At 70.7% G+C, this 19,736-nt stretch carries 16 protein-coding genes and 1 pseudogene; 4 read left to right on the forward strand and 13 right to left on the reverse strand.

The features are described 5' to 3' along the window. Positions 1–385 precede the first annotated feature (385 nt). The 3 genes from AB0435_RS24815 to AB0435_RS24825 are packed head-to-tail and all read right to left on the reverse strand — an operon-like array spanning position 386 to position 2,730. Positions 386–856, reverse strand: a complete 471-nt coding sequence (locus AB0435_RS24815) for an NUDIX domain-containing protein (RefSeq protein WP_366427981.1) — start codon at positions 854–856, stop codon at positions 386–388. 3 nt (positions 857–859) lie between these two features. Then, the gene (locus AB0435_RS24820) at positions 860–1,339 is read right to left on the reverse strand and encodes an SAM-dependent methyltransferase (RefSeq protein ID WP_366003781.1); all 480 of its coding nucleotides are present in this window, start codon (positions 1,337–1,339) and stop codon (positions 860–862) included. Continuing rightward, positions 1,336–2,730: a Tat pathway signal protein gene (locus tag AB0435_RS24825; RefSeq protein WP_366003808.1), complete on the reverse strand. Its 1,395-nt coding sequence runs from the start codon at positions 2,728–2,730 to the stop codon at positions 1,336–1,338. Before AB0435_RS24825 ends, AB0435_RS24820 begins: the two co-directional genes overlap by 4 nt. Positions 2,731–3,067: 337 nt before the next feature. Between AB0435_RS24825 and AB0435_RS24830 the strand changes: the two genes are divergently transcribed. Beyond that, on the forward strand, positions 3,068–3,331 hold the full coding sequence (locus AB0435_RS24830; RefSeq protein WP_366427982.1) for a DUF6255 family natural product biosynthesis protein: 264 nt from the start codon (positions 3,068–3,070) through the stop codon (positions 3,329–3,331). Positions 3,332–3,475: 144 nt separating this feature from the next. Here the strand turns inward: AB0435_RS24830 and AB0435_RS24835 are convergent, their stop codons facing one another. The 7 genes and pseudogenes from AB0435_RS24835 to AB0435_RS24865 all read right to left on the reverse strand — a co-directional run bounded on the left by AB0435_RS24835 (position 3,476) and on the right by AB0435_RS24865 (position 11,695). Next, positions 3,476–6,004: an FtsX-like permease family protein gene (locus tag AB0435_RS24835; RefSeq protein WP_366427983.1), complete on the reverse strand. Its 2,529-nt coding sequence runs from the start codon at positions 6,002–6,004 to the stop codon at positions 3,476–3,478. A 56-nt stretch (positions 6,005–6,060) separates the two neighbouring features. After that, positions 6,061–6,849, reverse strand: coding sequence for an ABC transporter ATP-binding protein (locus AB0435_RS24840; RefSeq protein WP_366003784.1), 789 nt, complete (start codon positions 6,847–6,849; stop codon positions 6,061–6,063). An 878-nt stretch (positions 6,850–7,727) separates the two neighbouring features. Next, positions 7,728–8,726 (reverse strand): AraC family transcriptional regulator, encoded by a 999-nt coding sequence (locus AB0435_RS24845; RefSeq protein ID WP_366003785.1) that lies wholly within the window; start codon positions 8,724–8,726, stop codon positions 7,728–7,730. Positions 8,727–9,005: 279 nt separating this feature from the next. Beyond that, positions 9,006–9,842, reverse strand: a complete 837-nt coding sequence (locus AB0435_RS24850) for a carbohydrate ABC transporter permease (RefSeq protein ID WP_366427984.1) — start codon at positions 9,840–9,842, stop codon at positions 9,006–9,008. Positions 9,843–9,919: 77 nt separating this feature from the next. Then, entirely contained in the window at positions 9,920–10,300 is a 381-nt protein-coding gene (locus AB0435_RS24855; RefSeq protein ID WP_366427985.1) for a hypothetical protein, read from the reverse strand. Positions 10,301–10,320: 20 nt separating this feature from the next. Next, positions 10,321–10,464 (reverse strand): annotated as a pseudogene (locus tag AB0435_RS24860) (XRE family transcriptional regulator); the annotation flags it as partial. Between the two features lie 205 nt (positions 10,465–10,669). Continuing rightward, a complete protein-coding gene (locus tag AB0435_RS24865; protein ID WP_366003789.1) occupies positions 10,670–11,695 on the reverse strand; it encodes an ATP-dependent 6-phosphofructokinase in 1,026 nt (341 codons plus the stop codon). Between the two features lie 211 nt (positions 11,696–11,906). On the opposite strand from AB0435_RS24865, the gene pta reads away from it, so the two are divergent. From pta to pyk, 3 genes are all read left to right on the forward strand, one after another. Beyond that, positions 11,907–13,988, forward strand: coding sequence for a phosphate acetyltransferase (pta, locus tag AB0435_RS24870; RefSeq protein WP_366003790.1), 2,082 nt, complete (start codon positions 11,907–11,909; stop codon positions 13,986–13,988). Between the two features lie 89 nt (positions 13,989–14,077). Then, on the forward strand, positions 14,078–15,289 hold the full coding sequence (locus AB0435_RS24875; RefSeq protein ID WP_366427986.1) for an acetate kinase: 1,212 nt from the start codon (positions 14,078–14,080) through the stop codon (positions 15,287–15,289). 72 nt (positions 15,290–15,361) lie between these two features. Next, on the forward strand, positions 15,362–16,789 hold the full coding sequence (gene pyk / locus AB0435_RS24880; RefSeq protein ID WP_366003792.1) for a pyruvate kinase: 1,428 nt from the start codon (positions 15,362–15,364) through the stop codon (positions 16,787–16,789). Between the two features lie 74 nt (positions 16,790–16,863). Here pyk and AB0435_RS24885 read toward each other — a convergent pair whose 3' ends face one another. From AB0435_RS24885 to AB0435_RS24895, 3 genes are all read right to left on the reverse strand, one after another. Then, complete coding sequence (locus AB0435_RS24885; RefSeq protein ID WP_366427987.1) at positions 16,864–18,099, reverse strand: hypothetical protein; 1,236 nt, start codon at positions 18,097–18,099, stop codon at positions 16,864–16,866. Positions 18,100–18,121: 22 nt separating this feature from the next. Beyond that, positions 18,122–18,628: a DUF6114 domain-containing protein gene (locus AB0435_RS24890; protein ID WP_366003794.1), complete on the reverse strand. Its 507-nt coding sequence runs from the start codon at positions 18,626–18,628 to the stop codon at positions 18,122–18,124. A gap of 127 nt (positions 18,629–18,755) precedes the next feature. After that, positions 18,756–19,397 (reverse strand): DUF6230 family protein, encoded by a 642-nt coding sequence (locus tag AB0435_RS24895; RefSeq protein ID WP_366003795.1) that lies wholly within the window; start codon positions 19,395–19,397, stop codon positions 18,756–18,758. Between the last annotated feature and the right edge of the window lie 339 nt (positions 19,398–19,736).

Raw genomic sequence — 19,736 nt, forward strand, 5'->3', positions numbered from 1 at the left:
CAAAAACGTCCGCTCTGAGGTGCACGTCAGAGCAGTCCTGAGATGCATTCATCCCCGGCATGAACGCCGGGGCTTTCTGCAAGAGACCCGGTAACCCCTTGGGTAGAACTGCTGGTGGCCATCATCGGGCTCGTCTGGGTGACGATCGGCAAGGTGTGACCGGCGGGGCCTATAGCCATTAGGCCCCGACAGCCCACCTATTTCGGCTGCCCGTCGCAGTCACGTTGGCCGTCTGCGGCGGGCTTCTCCTCACACGGTAGCGCACTCGGCAGTGCGCTGTAGTGGTCCGGGATCAGCCGCTGCAGAAGGCCGGTGGTGACGTCATCGCATTCGTGACGGTTCAGGTCCGGCGAGAGACCCGCGACACCCCGGCAGACAGCCTGACCTACGCCAAATACGGCTGCCCACGCCCCTCCCGCCAGTGCCGGAGCCGGAGCCGCTGCGTGTGGTGCATCGGGAGATCCTCAAGCTCGTCCGGGGTGACGAAGCGGACCTCCGTGGACTCGTCGGAGCCGGCCAGTGCTCCTCCGACGATGCGCGCTGTGAAGACAACGGCGAACTGCCTGCGCACCTCCCCGTCGCTGTAGGCGATGACGTGGCGCGGGTCCGTGTACGTCCCGACGAGCCCCGTGATCTCGACATCGAAGCCGGTCTCCTCCTTGACCTCCCGCACTGCCGCGCCGGGCAGCGAGTCGGTCATCTCCATGCCACCGCCGGGCAACGCCCACAGCCTGCTGTCGGCCCGCCGCTGCATCAGCACGCGCCCGTGCTCGTCGACGACAACGGCCGCCGCAGCGACGACGAGAGAGTTGGGGACGGGGGCGCGGGGGTCGTCGTAGTGGTCGGTGCGGGGCACAGGTCAGCCCGTCGCGAAGTACGAGCTGAGCATCTCGCCCGTCCAGGCCGGCTGACGCACTTCGCCCCTCGGTCCCATTTCCTCGAACCAGGGCTTGATGTCGATCACCGGAGTGCCGTCCACGGCGTCGAGATCCTCGACGTGCAGATCGAGTCCGTCGACCTTGAGCAGGCGGCACCGGGACACACCGAGGCGATTGAAGCGGCGCATGTTCCGGTGTCCGAAGGTGCCGACTTCCGGCCAGTCCGGGTTGTCGCGCGGACGGCGCGCGGCGAGGTTGAGGTCGGCAGGGTCCGTGAGGTGGAAGTGGAAGACGATCTCAAGGTGCGAGAACTCGTCGAGCCCTCGCGTGGCCTGAGGAGGGAAACGGTCGCCGTCGATACGGATGATCGCCTGCGTGCCGCCCCAGTAGTCGTCCGTGGGTTCCACGCGCCCGCCGACCACATGCGCGACGGGAACGACCTGAATTGCCTGACCTGTCATGTCTGCCTTTCTTCCAGGTAGGCCCTTGCTCGGGCATCGAGTTCGGCTGCTTCCCGCATTCCTCGTCTACGGAACGGGGAGAGTCCGGTCCGGATATCCCACGCTGTCCGTCGAGTGCGACCCGAGCGCACGCCGTCCATGGTGTCGAGCGCACGTGACCACGTGGCACGCGCCTCTTCGAAATTCCCTTGCACCAGCTGAACCGATCCGAGGTATCCGAGGGTCACGGCATGGGTTCGTGTGAATGCCGCTACCTTCCGCGTTCGCACGCTGCGCCGGAACTCGCGCTCCGCCCCTTGGACGTCACCGGAATCACGCAGGGCGCAGGCCGTCTCATGCGCGAGGCTCGCCTCCTGGAAGAAGAAGGCCCGTCTCGGCTCGTCATCGCCGAGGCGCGCCGAAGCGAGGTCGTCCTCCGCGCGCAGCAGCGCGGACGCAGCGGCCGTCTTCTCCCCCACAGCCGCGAGGCCACGGGCGTGGACAACACCGAGCAGAGCGCGCTCTCGTGGGGTGGCCCCGATATACCGCTTGCCGTCCACGGAAGCGGTCGCGAGGTCCAAGGCGCTCCGGGGGTGGCCCACGTCGAGCGCCTGATGGGCCATGGCCCGCAGGACGTGCCCGGCCATCGGAGCGTCATCGGCTTCCGCGGCGAGCTTCACGGCGAGGGTGAAATATCGCTGAGCAATGGAGTGCTCGGCATTGTCGAAGGCCATCCAGCCTGCCAGGTAGGTGAGTTCGCTGGCTGCCGAGAACATGCCACGACGGACCCGCCCGTCGACGAACGTCCCGGACAGACACCCGGCGACGTCCGACACGAGGTACTGCACCACGGCTGTGTGCCCGTGCCCGCCTCCGCGTCGCTGATCCATACGGGAGAAGACAGCGACCATGTCGCGTACGGTCTCCAGGTCGCCGCGCCCGACACGGTGCGCTCCGACCGCACTGCGGCCCGTGCCGCGCTCGGCCATGCGCTGCCACCACGCATCACCGGGGAGCGCGAGCCCGGCCACCGAATACGCGGTGGCGCCCAGCAGCGTTCTGCGTTCCAAGTCCAAGTCGACGCTCCCGAGATCGGCCAGCGCCGCCAGCGTATCCGTACACCAGTCCGCCCCGCTCGGCGAATCCGGCTCGGCCGCCAGCCCGATTTCCTCCGGTGTCACAATTCGGCCCAGACGACGGGAGAGCGTCTCGCACAACAACGCCGGCGCCCGGCCTGACGGCCTGGTCCCGCAGACCCAGTGCGAAATGTGCGAGCGTGCCACCCCTGCGAACTCACGGGCGTTGTTCTCCAGCGCCACCCTCACGAAGGCAGCCGCCAATTGTGTGTGCGAGCAGTTCGCCTCGGTGATCAGGGCAGCGAGCCGGACGTTGCGCTCCCGTTTCCGTACCATGCCCTTCACCCCTCGCTGGATGATCTTTCACCGCTTTCCCTGCCGCGCCGCTCCCAGAGCCGTAGCCACGTGCGGTGATCCCCTGTTCGCTAAGCGTATCCACATCGACCCGGCCTCGTCGCGCGATCCAACCACCGCGAGCGAGGCCAGTTGGAGGCGCGCTCGTGACCAACCGGAAGCAAGAAGAAGGGTGTCCCGCACCCGCACGCCTCAACCAGTGGTGTCTGCGCTGCGCCGAACTCCGCACCCGGTACTACGGTGCCACGCGCCTCGGCCACCACGCGGAAGCGAAGGCACTGGACCTCGAATTCGTCCGTCACAAACGGTTGGTCCACTCATGACGACCCTCGCCCCGGCGCGATCGGCGCGCGACACGGCCGCCGCGACCCGAATTGCCGTAGGACGGCTCGTGATTCGTCGCTGTGCCCACGCGAGGGGCTGGTCGAGCTCGCACGGGATCGATCGTTGCGCGGCATGCGGGATGCAACGCCACACGGCTTACGCCCCTTTGAGGATGCCGTTGCCCGACAGGGCACTCGACACGCCGTGGGGGCGTCCGATCATCGGGACGCCCGGACAGCGGTGGCGACAGCCGGACTGACCGCGACTGGAGCGGCCGCCAGCGGTGAAGTCATGCGACACAGACCAGTGTTGGCGACCAGCACCACAAGTACAAACGCCCGACGGGCCCGAGTCCCGCGCCCAATAGCGCGCGATCTCGAGCCCGTCCGACAGGAGCCGAGCGCTACTGCGCCCCGATCGACTCCAGGACGTTCAGCCGCGAAGCCCGTCGCGCCGGCCACACCGCGGCCAGGATGCCCACCGCCAGTGCCAGGAGCAGGAAGATCCCGATCCGCGCCCAGGGGACGACCATCTCGTACTGGGGGAAAGACGAGCGGAGGATGTGGCCGCCGGACCAGGCCAGGAAGATGCCGACGCCGACACCTAGCACCGCGCCGAACATCGCGATCATGACGGACTCCAGGCGGACCATCCGCTTGACGCCCGTGCGGGCGAGGCCGATCGCGCGGAGCATGCCGATCTCGCGGGTGCGCTCGAAGACCGACATGGCCAGGGTGTTGACGACGCCGATGACGGCGATGACCACGGCCATGCCGAGCAGCCCGTAGAGCAGGTAGAGGACGGAGTCGATGCTGCCCGCGGACTCGCGGCGCAGGTCGTCCTGGCTCTCGACCTTGATGACGGGGTTGCCGCCCATCGCCTTCTTGACCTCGGCGGGCAGCTCGCCGGCCTGGCCGGGGGCGGCCTTGAGGTAGACGGCGTCGTCGCGCACGCGGTCGAAGAGGGGGTCCACGAGGGCGGGGGCGGCGAGGGTCTCGACGAGCACGTCGTTCTCGGCGTAGACCGCGACGACGCGCGGCTTCGCGGTGCCGCCGCGGTAGAACTCCATCGGCAGGGTGGAGCCGGTCTTCAGGCCGTGCTTCTCGGCGTACGGCTGGGAGACCGCGACGGTGTCCTTGCCGCGTACGTCGGCGAGGGAGCCGCTGGTCACGCGCAGGTCGGTGATCTTGCCGAGGGCGGCGAGGTCGCCGGTCTGGATGCCGGTGGGCTCGCCGTTCGACTGGAAGCCGGTCATGCGCAGCGGGACCGCGGCCGCGACACCGGGCTGTTCGGCGAGCTTCTCGGCGACGTCGGGCGAGAGGCCGACGTAGCTGGTGGAGCTGACCTTGTAGTCGGCCGTCAGGTCCTGCTTGCCCATCCGGTCCACGCCCTGATCGGCCGAGACCGCGGTCACCGTCAGGCCCGTGATCAGGGTGAGCCCGATCATCAGCGCGGAGGCGGTCGCGGCGGTGCGGCGCGGGTTGCGCAGCGCGTTCTCCTTGGCGAGCTTGCCGCTGACGCCGGTCAGCCGGCCGGTCACCTTGCCGAAGAGGGCGACGAACGGGCGGGAGAGCAGCGGCGCCAGCACGATCACGCCCGCGAGGGTGAGCGCGGAGCCCGCCATGGCGATGGAGAGTCCGCCGCTGTCGCGCAGGGTGGTGACGTACAGCATGGTGGCCACACCGAGGGCGGTGAGGACGGCGCCGAGGGCGTTGCGTACGACGAGGCCGCGGGTCGCGGGCGCCTGGTCGACCGCGGCGAGGGCCTCGACGGGCGCGATCCGCGCGGCCTTGCGGGAGGGGAGCCAGGCGGCGAGCACGGTCACCAGGAAGCCGACGCCGAGGGCGGACGCGGCGGCGGTGGGCTCCACGACGAGGGGCCCGTCGGGGAGTTGGGCGCCGCTCGCGTTGAGCACGGACCGCAGGCCGACGGCTATGCCGAGGCCGAGGACGAAGCCCGCGGCGGAGGCGACCAGACCCAGCAGGCCCGCTTCGACCAGCACGGACCGCACGACCTGCCGGCGCGAGGCGCCCACCGCGCGCAGCAGCGCGATCTCCCGGGTGCGCTGGGCGATGAGCATGGTGAAGGTGTTGGCGATGATGAAGACGCCGACGAAGAGCGAGATCCCGGCGAAGACGAGGAGCGTCTTCCGGATCGAGCTGGTCTCCCGGTCGATGGCCTTCGACTGCTGCGCGGCCAGCTCCTTGCCGCTCTGCGCCTCGAAGCCGGCGGGCAGGGCGGCCCTGACCTCGCGGGTCAGCGCGTTCTGGTCGCTGCCGGGGGCGGCGGAGACGACGAGTTCGCCGAACTCGCCCGGCTTGCCGAGGAGTTTCTGCGCGGTGGCGGTGTCGAAGAGGACGAGGCTGCCGCCCGCGCTCACCCGCGGGTCGTCCGTCCCGACCGTGCCGACCAGCTTCTTGGTCATGACCGGCCCGTCGATCGCGAACCGCACGGTGTCGCCGAGCTTCGCGCCGGTCTTCTCCGCGGTCCTGGTGTCGAGGACGATCTCGTCGGCGGACGCGGGCCCATGGCCGGACTTCAGCGGATAGCGGCTGTCCTTGCCGTCCTTGCCGGGCACGTAGTTGGCACCGGAGCTGCCCCACTCGCTGCCCGCGGGGTTGTCGTGCTTGTCGGCGACGGTGACGACGCCGTGGACGGAGGGGCGTACGGAGGTGACGCCGGGCAGCCCGCGGACCTTGTCGACCACCCGCGCGTCGAGGACGCCCTCGGAGTCGGTGCCGGGGCGGCCGGGGGTCACGGAGACGGCGACGTCGTCGAGGCTCTTGGCCGTCTTGTCGCGGAACGCGCTGCCGACGGAGTCGCTGAAGACGAGCGTGCCGGAGACGAAGGCGGTGCCGAGGAGGACCGCGAGCGCGGTCATCATCAGCCGGGTCTTGTGCGCGAGGAGGTTGCGCAGGGCGGTGCGGAACATGGTCGGTCCTGGTCCGGAGCGGAAGGGGTGGGCGTACGGAGCGGTGGGAGCCGGCCTCAGCTCGTACGGCCCTTGGCTTCGAACCGCTTCATTCGATCGAGCACGGCTTCGGCCGTCGGTTCGCGCATCTCGTCGACGAGGCGGCCGTCGGCGAGGAAGACCACGCGGTCGGCGTAGGAGGCGGCGACCGGGTCGTGGGTGACCATGACGACCGTCTGCTGGAGGGCGCGCACCGACTCCTGGAGGAATCCGAGGAGTTCGGAGCCGGAGCGCGAGTCGAGGTTGCCGGTCGGCTCGTCCGCGAAGATGATCTCGGGCTGCGCGGCGAGCGCGCGGGCCACGGCCACGCGCTGCTGCTGCCCGCCGGACAGCTGGCTCGGCCGGTGCGTGAGCCGCCCGGAGAGGCCGACGGTGTCGACGACCTTGTTGAGCCACTGGGCGTCCGGCTTACGGCCCGCGATGTCCATGGGCAGGGTGATGTTCTCCAGCGCGGTCAGCGTCGGGAGAAGGTTGAACGCCTGGAAGACGAAGCCGATCCTGTCCCGGCGGAGCCTGGTCAGCTGCCGGTCACCGAGCGACGCGAGCTCGACGTCACCGATCTGCGCGGAACCGGAGGAGACCGAGTCGAGCCCCGCCATGCAGTGCATCAGCGTCGACTTGCCGGAGCCGGAGGGCCCCATGATCGCGGTGAACTCGCCGCGCCGGAACTCCACGGAGACGGCGTCCAGCGCGCGCACCTCGGTCTCGCCCTGCCCGTAGACCTTGCTCAGGCCGGTGGCACGGGCGGCCACGCGGGCGGGAGTGACGGGATGGGCGCCGATGGGGAAAGCGGCCGCGTGCGACACGGGGGCTCCTCCGGAGGGGGTCGGGGGGTACGGGTACGGGGTACGGCGTGCGGATTGCGGGCCCGCAATGGCCGGAATCAACTCCTCCAATTCTGGGTGGCGGGGGGTGGGAGGGCCTCAGCCGTACGGCTCGTTTCCGGGGGCGGCCAAAAGGGCGAGACGGCTTGGTGGCCGTAGTACCGGAGATGTACGAGGTCATCCTGAGGTGGGGTACGGGTCGGCTGGCGCCTGCGGCGGGCTTCTTCCCCAGCCCCGCCCCTCCCCGGCTGCATCTGATGTGCGGCTCCGCCGCGCGGGGGCACGTGCCCCAGGCCCCCGGCTGCGGGTTGGTCGGCGCCTGCGGCGGGCTTCTTCCCCTACCCCGCCCCTTCCCGGAACTGGGGCGCTGCCCCAGACCCCGAACCACCGGTCCGTTGCCGCCTGCGGCGGGAGCTCCCCCAGCTACCGCTGGGAGGTGCCCCCAACGGGCGCGTCCTCAAACTCCCCCAGCTACCGCTGGGAGGTGCCCCCAACGGGCTGGATTTCGCGCACCCGGCGGAAAAGGAAAGAACGGCGCGCCCGGCTGGAATGAAAGACGTGCCAGGCGGCAAAGGAAGACGCCACCGGCCTTGATGTCACCCACCGGCGGAGGGGGTGGGGCCGGAGGGTGGGGTTCTGGAACGCGGTGCGTTGTCACGGTGCGCAATGCGCCTGACGGCGCCACGCACCGCGTTCCAGGTCCTCAGCCCGGAGGTCACACCCCCGGCCCAGCCACACACCCAGCCCGGCCGGCGATTGAGGCCACGCCCGAAGGGCGAACCCACCCCAGGCACAACGCACCCGCACCCAGCCCAGCCACCACCCCAGCCCGGCGGCAGACGGACCCGCAGACAACACCCTCACCCCCGCAACGTACGAGACGGCGCCACCCCAAACCGCTCACGATAGACCGCCGCGAACCGCCCCAAATTCCCGAACCCCCACCGATAAGCCACCTCAGCCACCGTCACATCCGGACGCCCCCGCCCCGCCACCAGATCCTCGTGGGCCCGGCCCAGACGGATCTCGCGGAGGTAGCCGAGAGGAGTCGTGTCGAGGTGGCGGCGGAACGCCTCCTGGAGGGCGCGTGGGCTGACGCGGCCCGCGCGGGCCAGGTCGGTGAGGGTCAGCGGCTGGTCGGGGCGTTCCTCGGCGAGGGCCATGGCGCGGCGTACAGCCGCGTGGCCGACGACGCCGGGCCGCTGGGCGTCCACGCCGTCGGTGACCAGCCGGTAGGACTCCATGAGCAGGGCGGCGGCCATCTCGGTCAGATGGGCGGCGATCAGCGGGCTCGTGCGGGCGATGCCCTCGCCGAGGATCTCGCGGTGCACGGCGTTGGAGATGCCGGCCCAGCTGCGGGCGGCGCCCGGGGAGACGGGGCCACCGAGGCCGAAGCGGGCGCGTAACGGGCCCTCCACGCCGAGCGCGTCGGCGGCGGCCTGCTCCACGGTCTCCCGGGAGAGGCGGAGGGTCGTCATCCGCGCCCCGGGCGCCCAGTGCACCTTGAACTGGCGGTAGGGGTCGAGCACATAGGTCTCGCCGGTCCCCACGACCCGTTCGTCCCGCCCGGGGGAGATCACCTTCACCTGGCCCCGGACGAGCTTGCAGACGAGGAGGTAGGAGTCGAGCGGCTGGGGCGCCACCAGGGTCTCGGCCCCGTACTGGAGGCCGGACACGGTGACGCCGGGGAAGCTGCCCTCGGCGTACCACGCGGAGAACTCCTTGGGGTCGCCGAGAACGCTGAGCTGGTAGGGGCTGTAGGCGGAGCTGATGATCTCGCGGGTCTGATCGAGATCGTTGCTGAGTACGAGCGTGCGCATGTTGCCGGGGGCTTCGGGCCCCACTCGGGGTTCGGTCATCAGGCGTTCCTCGGGAGTCCCGCGTTCTCCGGCCAGGAGCCGCGTTTGACGAGTAGCCGACAGGTGGCCCCGTTAGTACCGTTCTGCTTGTCCGCAGTCAAGGCGAGGGTCCTCCCCACAGCTCTTTCGGGACAGGCCCGCCGCCGTGCTCGGGCACGGCCCTGGATCCACGGGGGACATCCAGGGCCGGTTCCTCACCGGAGGGGAGCCCCGCCGTCAGCGGACAGACGGCGGGGTTCTTCTGTGCCCGCCCACGGGACGCGCCCGGCACCGGCCCCGTCAGCCCTTGACCGCACCGCCCAGCGCGAAGCCGCCGCCGAGCCGCCGGGAGATCAGCGTGTAGAGCAGGATCACCGGCGTCGAGTAGAGGATCGAGAACGCGGCGAGCTGCCCGTACGCCACCTGGTCGTAGTTGCCGAAGAACGTGAAGATGCTGACGGACGCCGGGAGTTGGTCGGGCGAGAGCAGCAGCATGAAGGGCACGAAGAAGTTGCCCCAGAGCATGATGAAGCTGTAGATCGCCACGACGGCCACCCCGGGCCCCATCAGCGGCAGGATGACCCGCACCAGCGCCTGGAGCCGGCTCGCGCCGTCCGTCCAGGCGGCCTCCTCCAGGACGGCCGGGACGCCGTCCATGAAGTTCTTCATCAGCCAGATCGCGAAGGGCAGTTGGGCGGCGGCCATGAACAGCGCGGTGCCGTAGACGGTGTCGATGAGGTCGATCCGTACGAACAGCCCGTAGACCGGCACCATGACCGCCGTGATCGGCAGGCAGGTCGTGAACAGCACGGTCATCAGGTACGGCCGGCTGAAGCGCGACCGGAAGCGCGACAGCGGGTAGGCGGCGAGCGCCGCGCACACCATGGTGAGCGCTGTGGCCGTGCCGCACAGGAGCAGGCCGTTGAGCATCGGCCGGAAGGTGATCTCCTCGGTCATCACCGCGGAGAAATTGGCCGAGGTGGGTCTGTCCGGAACCCGCACCCGCAGCCCGGCGCCGTCGTCGACGGACGCCAGGACCAGCCAGACGAGCGGTACGGCGAACGCGACGGCGACGGCGAGCAACGCGGCGTCGGCGGCGAGTCGTTGACGGGTGCGGCGGCTGAGCGGGGGTGGCATGGCGCCTCCGTACGCGGACCGGCTGTACGTACCTCCCGGTTAGTACCCACTTTCCGCGCGGGCCCGCCGTCGACGGATCACCGGAAGCCGGCCGCGTGGTCCTCTGCCCACTGCGCGAAGGGGAGGGCGGGCCGCCCGGTGACCTCGCCCACGCCGTCGTGCACCGCGACCGGCACGCCGTCGCTCTCCGCGCGGTACGCGATCAGGACCTCGGCGATGGCGGGGCCCACGAACCGTGCCGTGCGTCCGAGCTCCTCCTCGCGGCTGATCGGCTCGATCCGGACCGGCTTGCCGATGGCGCGCGCGACGAGCCCGACCATCAGATCATCACCGGCCGTCGCGCACAGCCCGCAGTTCACCTGCCCGCCTTCAGGGTTGATGCGCTCCTTCGACGGATGAGCTGGATACTGCCCGGCAGCGCGCAACACATCGCCGTTCCAGCAGCGCTTCGAGCTCACCGCTGGATGAGCGCTGGCGCTCACCGCCCCGCACGCACCCCCACCGGCACCCCCCGATCCCACAACTCCTCGGCGTGTTCGGTGAATCGGGAGAACATCCCGCCGTCGCCTTGACGGCGCAAGTGCGGCAGTGGGGAATCGTGGCCTACGAGCCGGGCGAGGTGCGCGCACGGCTCACTCTCGCCCGCGCCACCGCGCTCCGTCTCGGTACGTACCGCGAAGCGATCGCGGTCGACCTGCGCCTGCGACGGCACCGGAACGAACCGCATTCCGGCACCGCGCCGCTCCCCCCACGGAAAACGCACGAACGCCGGTCCGGCTGGAATGGTCCAGCCCGACCGGCGTCCAAGGTCCGTGGCGGAGAAGGGCCTAGAAAACCGACTCCGCCTCGTCCATGCGGCTCTCCGGCACCCGCTTCAGCTCGGTGACCGCGTCCGCCAGCGGGACCATCGTGATGTTCGTGCCGCGGAGCGCGGTCATCTTGCCGAAGTCGCCGCGGTGGGCGGCCTCGACCGCGTGCCAGCCGAAGCGGGTGGCGAGGACGCGGTCGTACGCGGTGGGGGTGCCGCCGCGCTGGACGTGGCCGAGGATGACCGGGCGGGCCTCCTTGCCGAGGCGGTTCTCCAGCTCGGCGGCGAGCTTCGTGCCGATGCCGGCGAAGCGCTCGTGGCCGAACTGGTCTATGGCGCCCTTGGCGTAGTCCATGGAGCCCTCCGCCGGGTGGGCGCCCTCGGCGACGCAGATGACGGCGAACTTCTTGCCGCGGGCGAAGCGCTCCTCGACCATGGCGACCAGGTCGGCGACGTCGAAGGGGCGCTCCGGCAGGCAGATGCCGTGGGCGCCGCCGGCCATGCCGGACTCCAGGGCGATCCAGCCGGCGTGGCGGCCCATGACCTCGACGACCATGACGCGCTGGTGCGACTCGGCGGTGGTCTTCAGCCGGTCGATGGCCTCGGTGGCGACGCCGACGGCGGTGTCGAAGCCGAAGGTGCGGTCGGTGGAGGAGATGTCGTTGTCGATGGTCTTCGGCACGCCGACGACGGGCAGGCCCGCGTCGGAGAGCATCTTGGACGCGGTGAGCGTGCCCTCGCCGCCGATGGGGATGAGGACGTCGATGCCGAGGTCGCGGGCGAGCTCCTTGGAGCTCTCGCACGCCTCGCGCAGCCGCGCGCGCTCCAGGCGGGAGGAGCCGAGGATGGTGCCGCCACGGGCGAGGATGCCGCTGACCGCGTCGAGGTCGAGCTTGCGGTGGCGGCCTTCGAGCAGGCCCTTGAAGCCGTCCTCGAAGCCGATCACCTCGTCGTTGTGGCCGACGACCGCGCGGTGCACCACCGAGCGGATGACAGCGTTCAGGCCGGGGCAGTCGCCGCCTGCGGTGAGGACTCCGATGCGCATCTGGCTGTGTCTCCTGCTCGCTACTGGTACATGTGAGCCGAACCGATTGTTTCATGGGCCGGGAGGTAGTGACGCACCCCCGCCCGCACCCTGTTAACCACCTGTTGACGCGCGCCTTATCCACGGGCGCAGGTATTGTCAAGAGGGCAAGCCCACCATATCGGGTATTTTTTTACCGCATAAACACGGCGATGGAGCAAGGAGAGCACGCGTGACGCGCAGCGTGTACGTGACCGGGACCGATCGGGGCGACGGCCGCCAGGTCATCGAGCTGGGAGTCATGGAGCTCCTGACCCGCCATGTCGACCGGGTGGGTGTCTTCCGCCCGCTCGTCCACGGTGACGGCCCCGACCGCCTCTTCGAGCTGCTGCGCTCGCGCTACCGGCTGAGCCAGTCGCCGGAGAGCGTGTACGGCCTCTCCTACGGCGAGGCGTCGGCCCTCCAGGCCGAGCGGGGCACGGACGAGCTGGTGGCCGCCCTCGTCGAGCGCTTCCTGGCGGTCGCCCGGCAGCACGAGTACGTGCTGGTGCTCGGCACCGACTACGCGGGCTCCAACCTCCCCGACGAGCTGGCGCTCAACGCGCGCCTGGCGAACGAGTTCGGCGCCTCCGTGATCACGGTCGTCGGCGGCCAGGACCAGGACGCCGAGTCCGTACGGGCCGAGGCGCGCAACGCCTACCGCGCGTACGAGGCGCTGGGCTGCGACGTCGTCGCGCTCGTCGTCAACCGGGTGGCCCCGGCGGACCGCACGGCCGTCGCCGGGCGGCTCGCGGCGAGCCTGCCGGTCCCCTGTTACGCGCTGCCCGAGGACGCGTCGCTGTCGGCGCCGACCGTGGCGCAGATCGTCCGCAAGCTGGGCGCCGAGGTACTGCTGGGCGACGACTCCGGCCTCAACCGCGACGCCCGCGACTTCGTCTTCGGCGGCGCGATGCTCCCGGCGTTCCTGCCGGCTCTGACCGAGGGCTGCCTGGTGGTGACCCCGGGCGACCGCACGGACCTGATCATCGGCGCACTGGCCGCGCACAGCGCCGGCGCCCCGCCGATAGCCGGCGTGCTGCTGACGCTGGACGAGCGGCCGGGCCCGGACATCCTGGCGCTGGCGGGCCGGCTGGCCCCGGGCACACCGGTGATCTCGGTGCCGGGCGGTTCCTTCCCGACGGCCCAGGAGCTGTTCGCGATCGAGGGCAAGCTCAACGCCGCCTCGCCGCGCAAGTCGGAGACGGCCCTCGGCCTCTTCGAACGGCACGTGGACACCGCGGAGCTGACGAACCGTATCTCCGTCGCCCGCTCCAGCCGCGTCACCCCGATGATGTTCGAGCACGAGCTGATCGAGCGCTCCCGCTCCGGCCGCCGCCGCGTCGTGCTGCCCGAGGGCACCGAGGAGCGCGTGCTGCGCGCCGCGGACGTGCTGCTGCGCCGCGACGTCTGCGACCTCACGCTGCTGGGCGAGGAGGACGCGATCCGCAAGCGCGCCGGCGAGCTGGGCATCGACCTGGCCGACGCGCAGCTCGTCGACCCGCAGAACTCGCCGCTGCGCGAGCGCTTCGCCGAGCTCTACGCGCAGGCGCGCGCCCACAAGGGCATGACCGTGGAGCTGGCCCACGACGTCGTCGCCGACGTGTCCTACTTCGGCACGCTGATGGTCCAGGAGGGCCTGGCCGACGGCATGGTCTCGGGCGCGGTGCACTCGACCGCGGCGACCATCCGCCCCGCCTTCGAGATCATCAAGACGGCGCCGGGCGCGCAGATCGTCTCCTCGGTCTTCTTCATGTGCCTGGCCGACCGGGTGCTCGTCTACGGCGACTGCGCGGTCAACCCGGACCCGAACGCCGAGCAGCTCGCGGACATCGCCATCCAGTCCGCGACGACGGCCGCGCAGTTCGGCGTGGAGCCGCGGATCGCGATGCTGTCGTACTCCACCGGCACCTCCGGCTCCGGCGCCGACGTCGACAAGGTCCGCAAGGCGACCGAGCTGGTGCGCGAGCGCCGCCCGGACCTGCTGGTCGAGGGCCCGATCCAGTACGACGCCGCGGTGGACGCCGCGGTCGCCGCGACCAAGCTCCCGGACTCCGAGGTCGCGGGCCGGGCCACCGTGCTGATCTTCCCGGACCTCAACACCGGCAACAACACCTACAAGGCCGTGCAGCGCTCCGCGGGCGCCGTCGCGGTCGGCCCGGTCCTCCAGGGCCTGCGCAAGCCGGTCAACGACCTGTCGCGCGGCGCGCTGGTCCAGGACATCGTGAACACCGTCGCGATCACCGCCATCCAGGCACAGGGCGAGCAGCGCCCCTGACGCCCGTTACTGTCGGTACGGGGGCCGCGGCGGCCCCCGTACCGACAGCCCCGCGAGACCCCCCACACCCCACGACCCGGAAAGCCTTCATGACTGCCAACCCCACGCGTGTCCTCGTCCTCAACTCCGGCTCCTCGTCGGTCAAGTACCAGCTGCTCGACATGGCCGACCGCACCCGGCTGGCCGTGGGCCTGGTCGAGCGCATCGGTGAGGAGACCTCCCGGCTGGCGCACACGCCCCTCGCGACGGGCGGCGCGAAGCGCGAGCGCGAGCAGCCGATCGCCGACCACGAGGCCGCGCTGAACGCGGTGGCCGAGGAGCTGGCCGCGGACGGGCTGGGGCTGGACTCGCCGGAGCTGGCCGCGATCGGTCACCGGGTCGTGCACGGCGGCAAGAAGTTCACCGAGCCGACCGTGATCACCGAGGAGGTCGTGGCGGAGATCGAGCGGCTGATCCCGGTCGCCCCGCTGCACAACCCGGCCAACATCACCGGCATCCGCACGGCCCAGGCGCTGCGCCCGGACCTGCCGCAGGTCGCGGTCTTCGACACGGCCTTCCACACCACGATGCCGGAGTCGGCCGCGCGCTACGCGATCGACGTGGAGACCGCCGACGCGCACCGCATCCGCCGCTACGGCTTCCACGGCACTTCGCACGCGTACGTCGCGCGCGAGACGGCCAAGCTGCTCGGCAAGGACCCGTCCGAGGTCAACGTGATCGTGCTGCACCTGGGCAACGGCGCCTCCGCCTCCGCGGTCCGCGGCGGCCGCTGCGTGGACACCTCGATGGGCCTGACCCCGCTGGAGGGCCTGGTCATGGGCACCCGCTCGGGCGACCTGGACCCGGCGGTGATCTTCCACCTGGCGCGCAACGCCGGCATGTCCGTCGACGAGATCGACTCGCTCCTCAACAAGAAGAGCGGTCTGATCGGTCTGTGCGGCGACAACGACATGCGCGAGATCCGCCGGCGCATCGACGCGGGCGACGAGAAGGCGGCTCTGGCCTTCGACATCTACGTGCACCGGCTGAAGAAGTACATCGGCGCGTACTACGCCGTTCTCGGCAAGGTCGACGCGGTGGCCTTCACCGCCGGTGTGGGCGAGAACGCCGCCCCCGTCCGGGAGGCCGCCGTGGCGGGCCTGGAGGAGCTCGGCCTGGCCGTGGACACCGACCTCAACGCCGTCCGGGCGGACGAGCCGCGGCTGATCTCCCCCGGCTACGCCCGGGTGGCCGTCGCCGTCGTGCCCACCGATGAGGAGCTGGAGATCGCCACCCAGTCGTACGCCCTGGTCAGCGCTTGATCACCGGCCAGCACTTGGCCTTTCCCACAGCTCGAATATTCCGCTCCGAAACAAACCGATAGGATCTGCCCCATGCGCCGTTCCAAAATCGTCTGCACCCTGGGCCCCGCCGTCGACTCCTTCGACCAGCTGAAGACGCTGATCGAGGCGGGTATGAATGTGGCCCGTTTCAACATGAGCCACGGGACCCACTCGGAGCACGAGGAGCGGTACCACCGCCTCCGTAAGGCCGTCGAGGAGACCGGCCGCGCGGTCGGCGTCCTGGCCGACCTCCAGGGCCCGAAGATCCGCCTGGAGACCTTCGCGGACGGTCCCGTGGAGCTGGTGCGCGGCGACGAGTTCATCATCACCACCGAGGACGTCCCGGGCGACCGGACGATCTGCGGCACGACCTACAAGGGCCTGCCCGGCGACGTCTCCAAGGGCGACCAGATCCTGATCAACGACGGCAACGTCGAGCTCCGGGTCACCGAGGTCGAGGGCCCGCGGGTCCGGACGATCGTCATCGAGGGCGGTGTGATCTCCGACCACAAGGGCATCAACCTGCCCGGCGCGGCGGTCAACGTCCCGGCGCTGTCCGAGAAGGACATCGAGGACCTGAAGTTCGCCCTCGCGATGGGCTGCGACATGGTCGCGCTGTCCTTCGTCCGCGACGCCAAGGACGTCCTCGACGTGCACCGCGTCATGGACGAGGTCGGCCGCCGGGTGCCGGTCATCGCCAAGGTCGAGAAGCCGCAGGCCGTCGCCAACATGGAGGGCGTCGTCATGGCGTTCGACGGCGTGATGGTGGCCCGTGGTGACCTCGCGGTGGAGTATCCGCTGGAGAAGGTCCCGATGGTGCAGAAGCGCCTCATCGAGATGTGCCGCCGCAACGCCAAGCCGGTGATCGTCGCGACCCAGATGATGGAGTCGATGATCACCAACTCGCGGCCGACCCGCGCCGAGGCGTCCGACGTCGCCAACGCGATCCTGGACGGCGCGGACGCGGTCATGCTGTCGGCCGAGTCCAGCGTCGGCGCCTACCCGATCGAGACGGTCAAGACGATGTCCCGCATCGTCGAGGCGGCCGAGGAGGAGCTCCTCTCCAAGGGCCTCCAGCCGCTCGTCCCGGGCAAGAAGCCGCGCACGCAGGGCGGCGCCGTCGCCCGTGCCGCCTGCGAGATCGCCGACTTCCTCGGCGCGAAGTCGCTGGTCGCCTTCACCAAGTCCGGTGACACGGCCCGCCGGCTGTCCCGCTACCGCGCGGCCCAGCCGATCCTGGCCTTCACCACGGACGCCTCCACCCGCAACCAGCTCACGCTGAGCTGGGGCGTCGAGACCTACGTCGTGCCGCACGTCGACAACACCGACGCGATGGTCGACCTGGTCGACGCGGAGCTGCTGAAGCTCAAGCGCTACGGCAAGGGCGACACGATGATCATCACCGCCGGCTCGCCCCCCGGCATCCCGGGCACGACCAACATGGTCCGCGTCCACCACCTGGGCGGCGAAAGCCTCTAGGCAGGACTGCGGAGGGGCCGGTTCCTGGCTGGAGTTCAGCCAGGAACCGGCCCCTCCGGCGTTCCCGCAGGCCGTCACGAATACGTGCCGTCCGTCAGGTACTGGTGCAGGTTCGGAATGTGCAGCGTGCCGCCGAACTGGCCGCCCTGCCGGATCTTCACGTTCGTGTAGAAGATCGGGATCGGCAGCTTCAGGCCGGGGATCAGCGGCGGCGGGCTCGTAGGGCTCGCGGTCGACGGGATCAGCCCGAGCAGATTGCCCTTCAACTCCTCGGTGTACAGCGTCACCTGCCCGCCCGTCACCGTGGAGTCCGTCCCCGGACCGACGATGTGGTACTCCTTGCCGTAGCTGTTGACGATCTGGTGCAGGTCCTTGATCGTCAGCGCGTCCGCGGTGAACTTGAGCACGGACTTCTGCTGCCCGTTCACCATCGTGATCTTCTTGATGCCCTCGTAGGTCAGCCCCTTGAGGGTGAGGACGCTCGCCTCCAGATACCAGGGCTGGTTGGGGAAGAAGTGGCCGTCGTTCCCGTCCGCCGCCTTTCCCTTGGGGCACGGCGGCAGAGCCCCCGGGGAGGCGCTCGTGCCCGGTGAGGGCGAGGTGCCGGTGGCGGCGCTCGACGGAGCCGTGGACGGCTTGGCGGACGGCGCGGTGGACGGCTTTCCGCTGGGCTGCTCACCGGGCGTACGGGCATCGGCGGGCGGCGGTGCCGCGTGCTTCGCACCGGACGGCGCGGACGGGCTGCCCGACGGGTCGGGCGAGGCGCTCGGGGGCGCCGACGGCTGCTTCCCGGCGCCGGACTTGCCGCCGTCCAGGATGTCCCTCAGCTTGTCACCGAGGCCCAGCGGGTCCAGCGGGTTGAAGGACTTCGAGGGTGAAGGCGAGGCGGACTGCGGGACCGGGGGCTGCGCGGGCGACGGGCCGCCCTTGGCGGGCTTGCCAGGCTTGTCTGCGTCCGGGCTCCCGCCCGGCTCCGGCTTGGCCTCCGGCTTCGCGGACGGCGACGTCGGCGCCTTGGAGGGCTGCTCCGAGGGCCGGGTGACGGACTCCTTCGCACTCCGGCTCGGCGCCGGGCTCGCGCTCGTGCTCCCGCTCGCGCCCGGCTCGGGCGAGGCGTCGGGCGCGGTCGCGCACTGCCCGTCGAACGGCTCGGGCAACGGCGGCTTCGCCGAGGCGAGTTGGGGCGTGAGCCCCATGCCCATCAGGACGGCCGTCGGCATCGCCGCGATGGCCACGGCCTTGCCCGCGGGCATGTGGAGCCGGGCGAGCAGCGGCTTGCGGGCCGCGGCGTGCCGGGGTCCGCTTCTCACACCCTCGCCGTCGGGTGTCTCGTCAAGCGGCACTGTGCCCCCCGTCGCTGTCCTTGAACAGGCTGATCCTCGACGGCGGTATGTCGGCCCGCGGGGCGGGTCCGCCCTCCGGGTCCTCCGCCTCCGCGGCCGGCTTGCCCGGCGCCCAGGAGACGCCGAGGGCGCCACCGATGAGGGCGAGCAGGAAGCCGATCAGGAACGCCCCGAAGTTGGACACCACCAGCGACACCAGCGCGAGCAGGATCGCCGCGACACCGGCGAAGATCCGCGACTGTTTCTGGAACCAGAGCGTCAGCCCGAGGACGATCAGCAGCACGCCGATGATCAGCGAACCCGCGCCCGCGGTGGTGGCCATGCGGATGTGCAGGTCGCCCAGGGTCATGGTCTGGTACGGGATGTACATGATCGGGATGCCGGCCAGCAGGGTCCACAGCCCGCCCCAGAACGGGCGCTGCCCGCGCCAGTCCCGGAACGAGTGGCGGGCGCGGCCGAATGATCCTGCCGGCCGGGGTCGCGTGTCGGCGCTCATGTCGTACGGCTCCTCGGGGCGATCGGTGTTACGTGTTGCCCGCCGTCCGGCCAGCGGCCCGGCGAGCGGTGCGCGCGGTACGGGCACGGGACCGTGCTTCCCTTCCCGCACCCGTCCGTTCAGCGCGTCACTGCTTCTTCAGGTCGCACTTGGCCTTGCCGGTGCCGACGCTCAAGTGCAGGCCCGGCAGGGTGAAGGTGCCCGCCGAGGTGGCCCACGCCTTCTGGTCCACCGTGTCGAACCAGACCTCTTCGGCCTGCTGGGCGAACGAACCGGGCACGTGCGCCCCTTCGCCACCCTTGCCCGCACCCGCCGGGCCCGGGCCCTTGGTGGTGTTGTCCGCGGACACACCGATGTCGATGTTCTTGAACTTCGCGTTGGCAGTCATGTCGTCCGCGTCGATGTACAGCTTCGACGCCTCGACCTGCTTGCCCCCTCCACCGGCCTTCAGCGTCATCGACACGTCGAAGCCCATGCCGGTGGGGACGGTGACCGCCTGGCAAAGGCCGTCGATCTCGGCGGTGTCGATGCCGACCACCGCGACGGGCTTCTGGCCCGCCTTGGTGCTGTCCAGGGCGCCGTACTGGACGAATCCGGTGCCGTGGAGCTTGTTGGCCGTCACCTGGAACTGCTGACCGGAAACACTGAACGAGGCCGCCAGCGCTCCCTGCGCCACCGCCACACCGATCGCGGCCGTAGCCGCCATACTGGGCACCATCACGACGGCGAACCGGCGCCACCTGGTCCCACCGCGAGTCTGGGACTGCATGACTTTCCTCCTTCTCGGACGTACATCTCCGGTCGGGGCCTCATGGCCCGGGCCCGGGATGGGAGAAGTGCTACGTCCTCGGGAAGGAGAGCGCCGCCGCACCCGGCGGCGCGAAACGCCTCCGACGGCACCGACGATCACCCCCGAGCGACAACCACTGGCCACGCGTTCGCGCAACCGCCGGGACAGGCCCTGCCGTTGACGGCCGGGACCCCCCTGTCCCCGAGCCGCCCCGGCTGCGGGACGGCCCGCCCGGTGGGGACCCACCTCCGCACACCGACCGGCTGCCGGGTAAGGGAATGGACCGAGCTTGGCCGATCGTGGTCCATTCGCGGCCGG

Source organism: Streptomyces sp. NPDC051173 (genome assembly GCF_040689515.1).
In the GTDB taxonomy this organism is placed as follows: domain Bacteria; phylum Actinomycetota; class Actinomycetes; order Streptomycetales; family Streptomycetaceae; genus Streptomyces.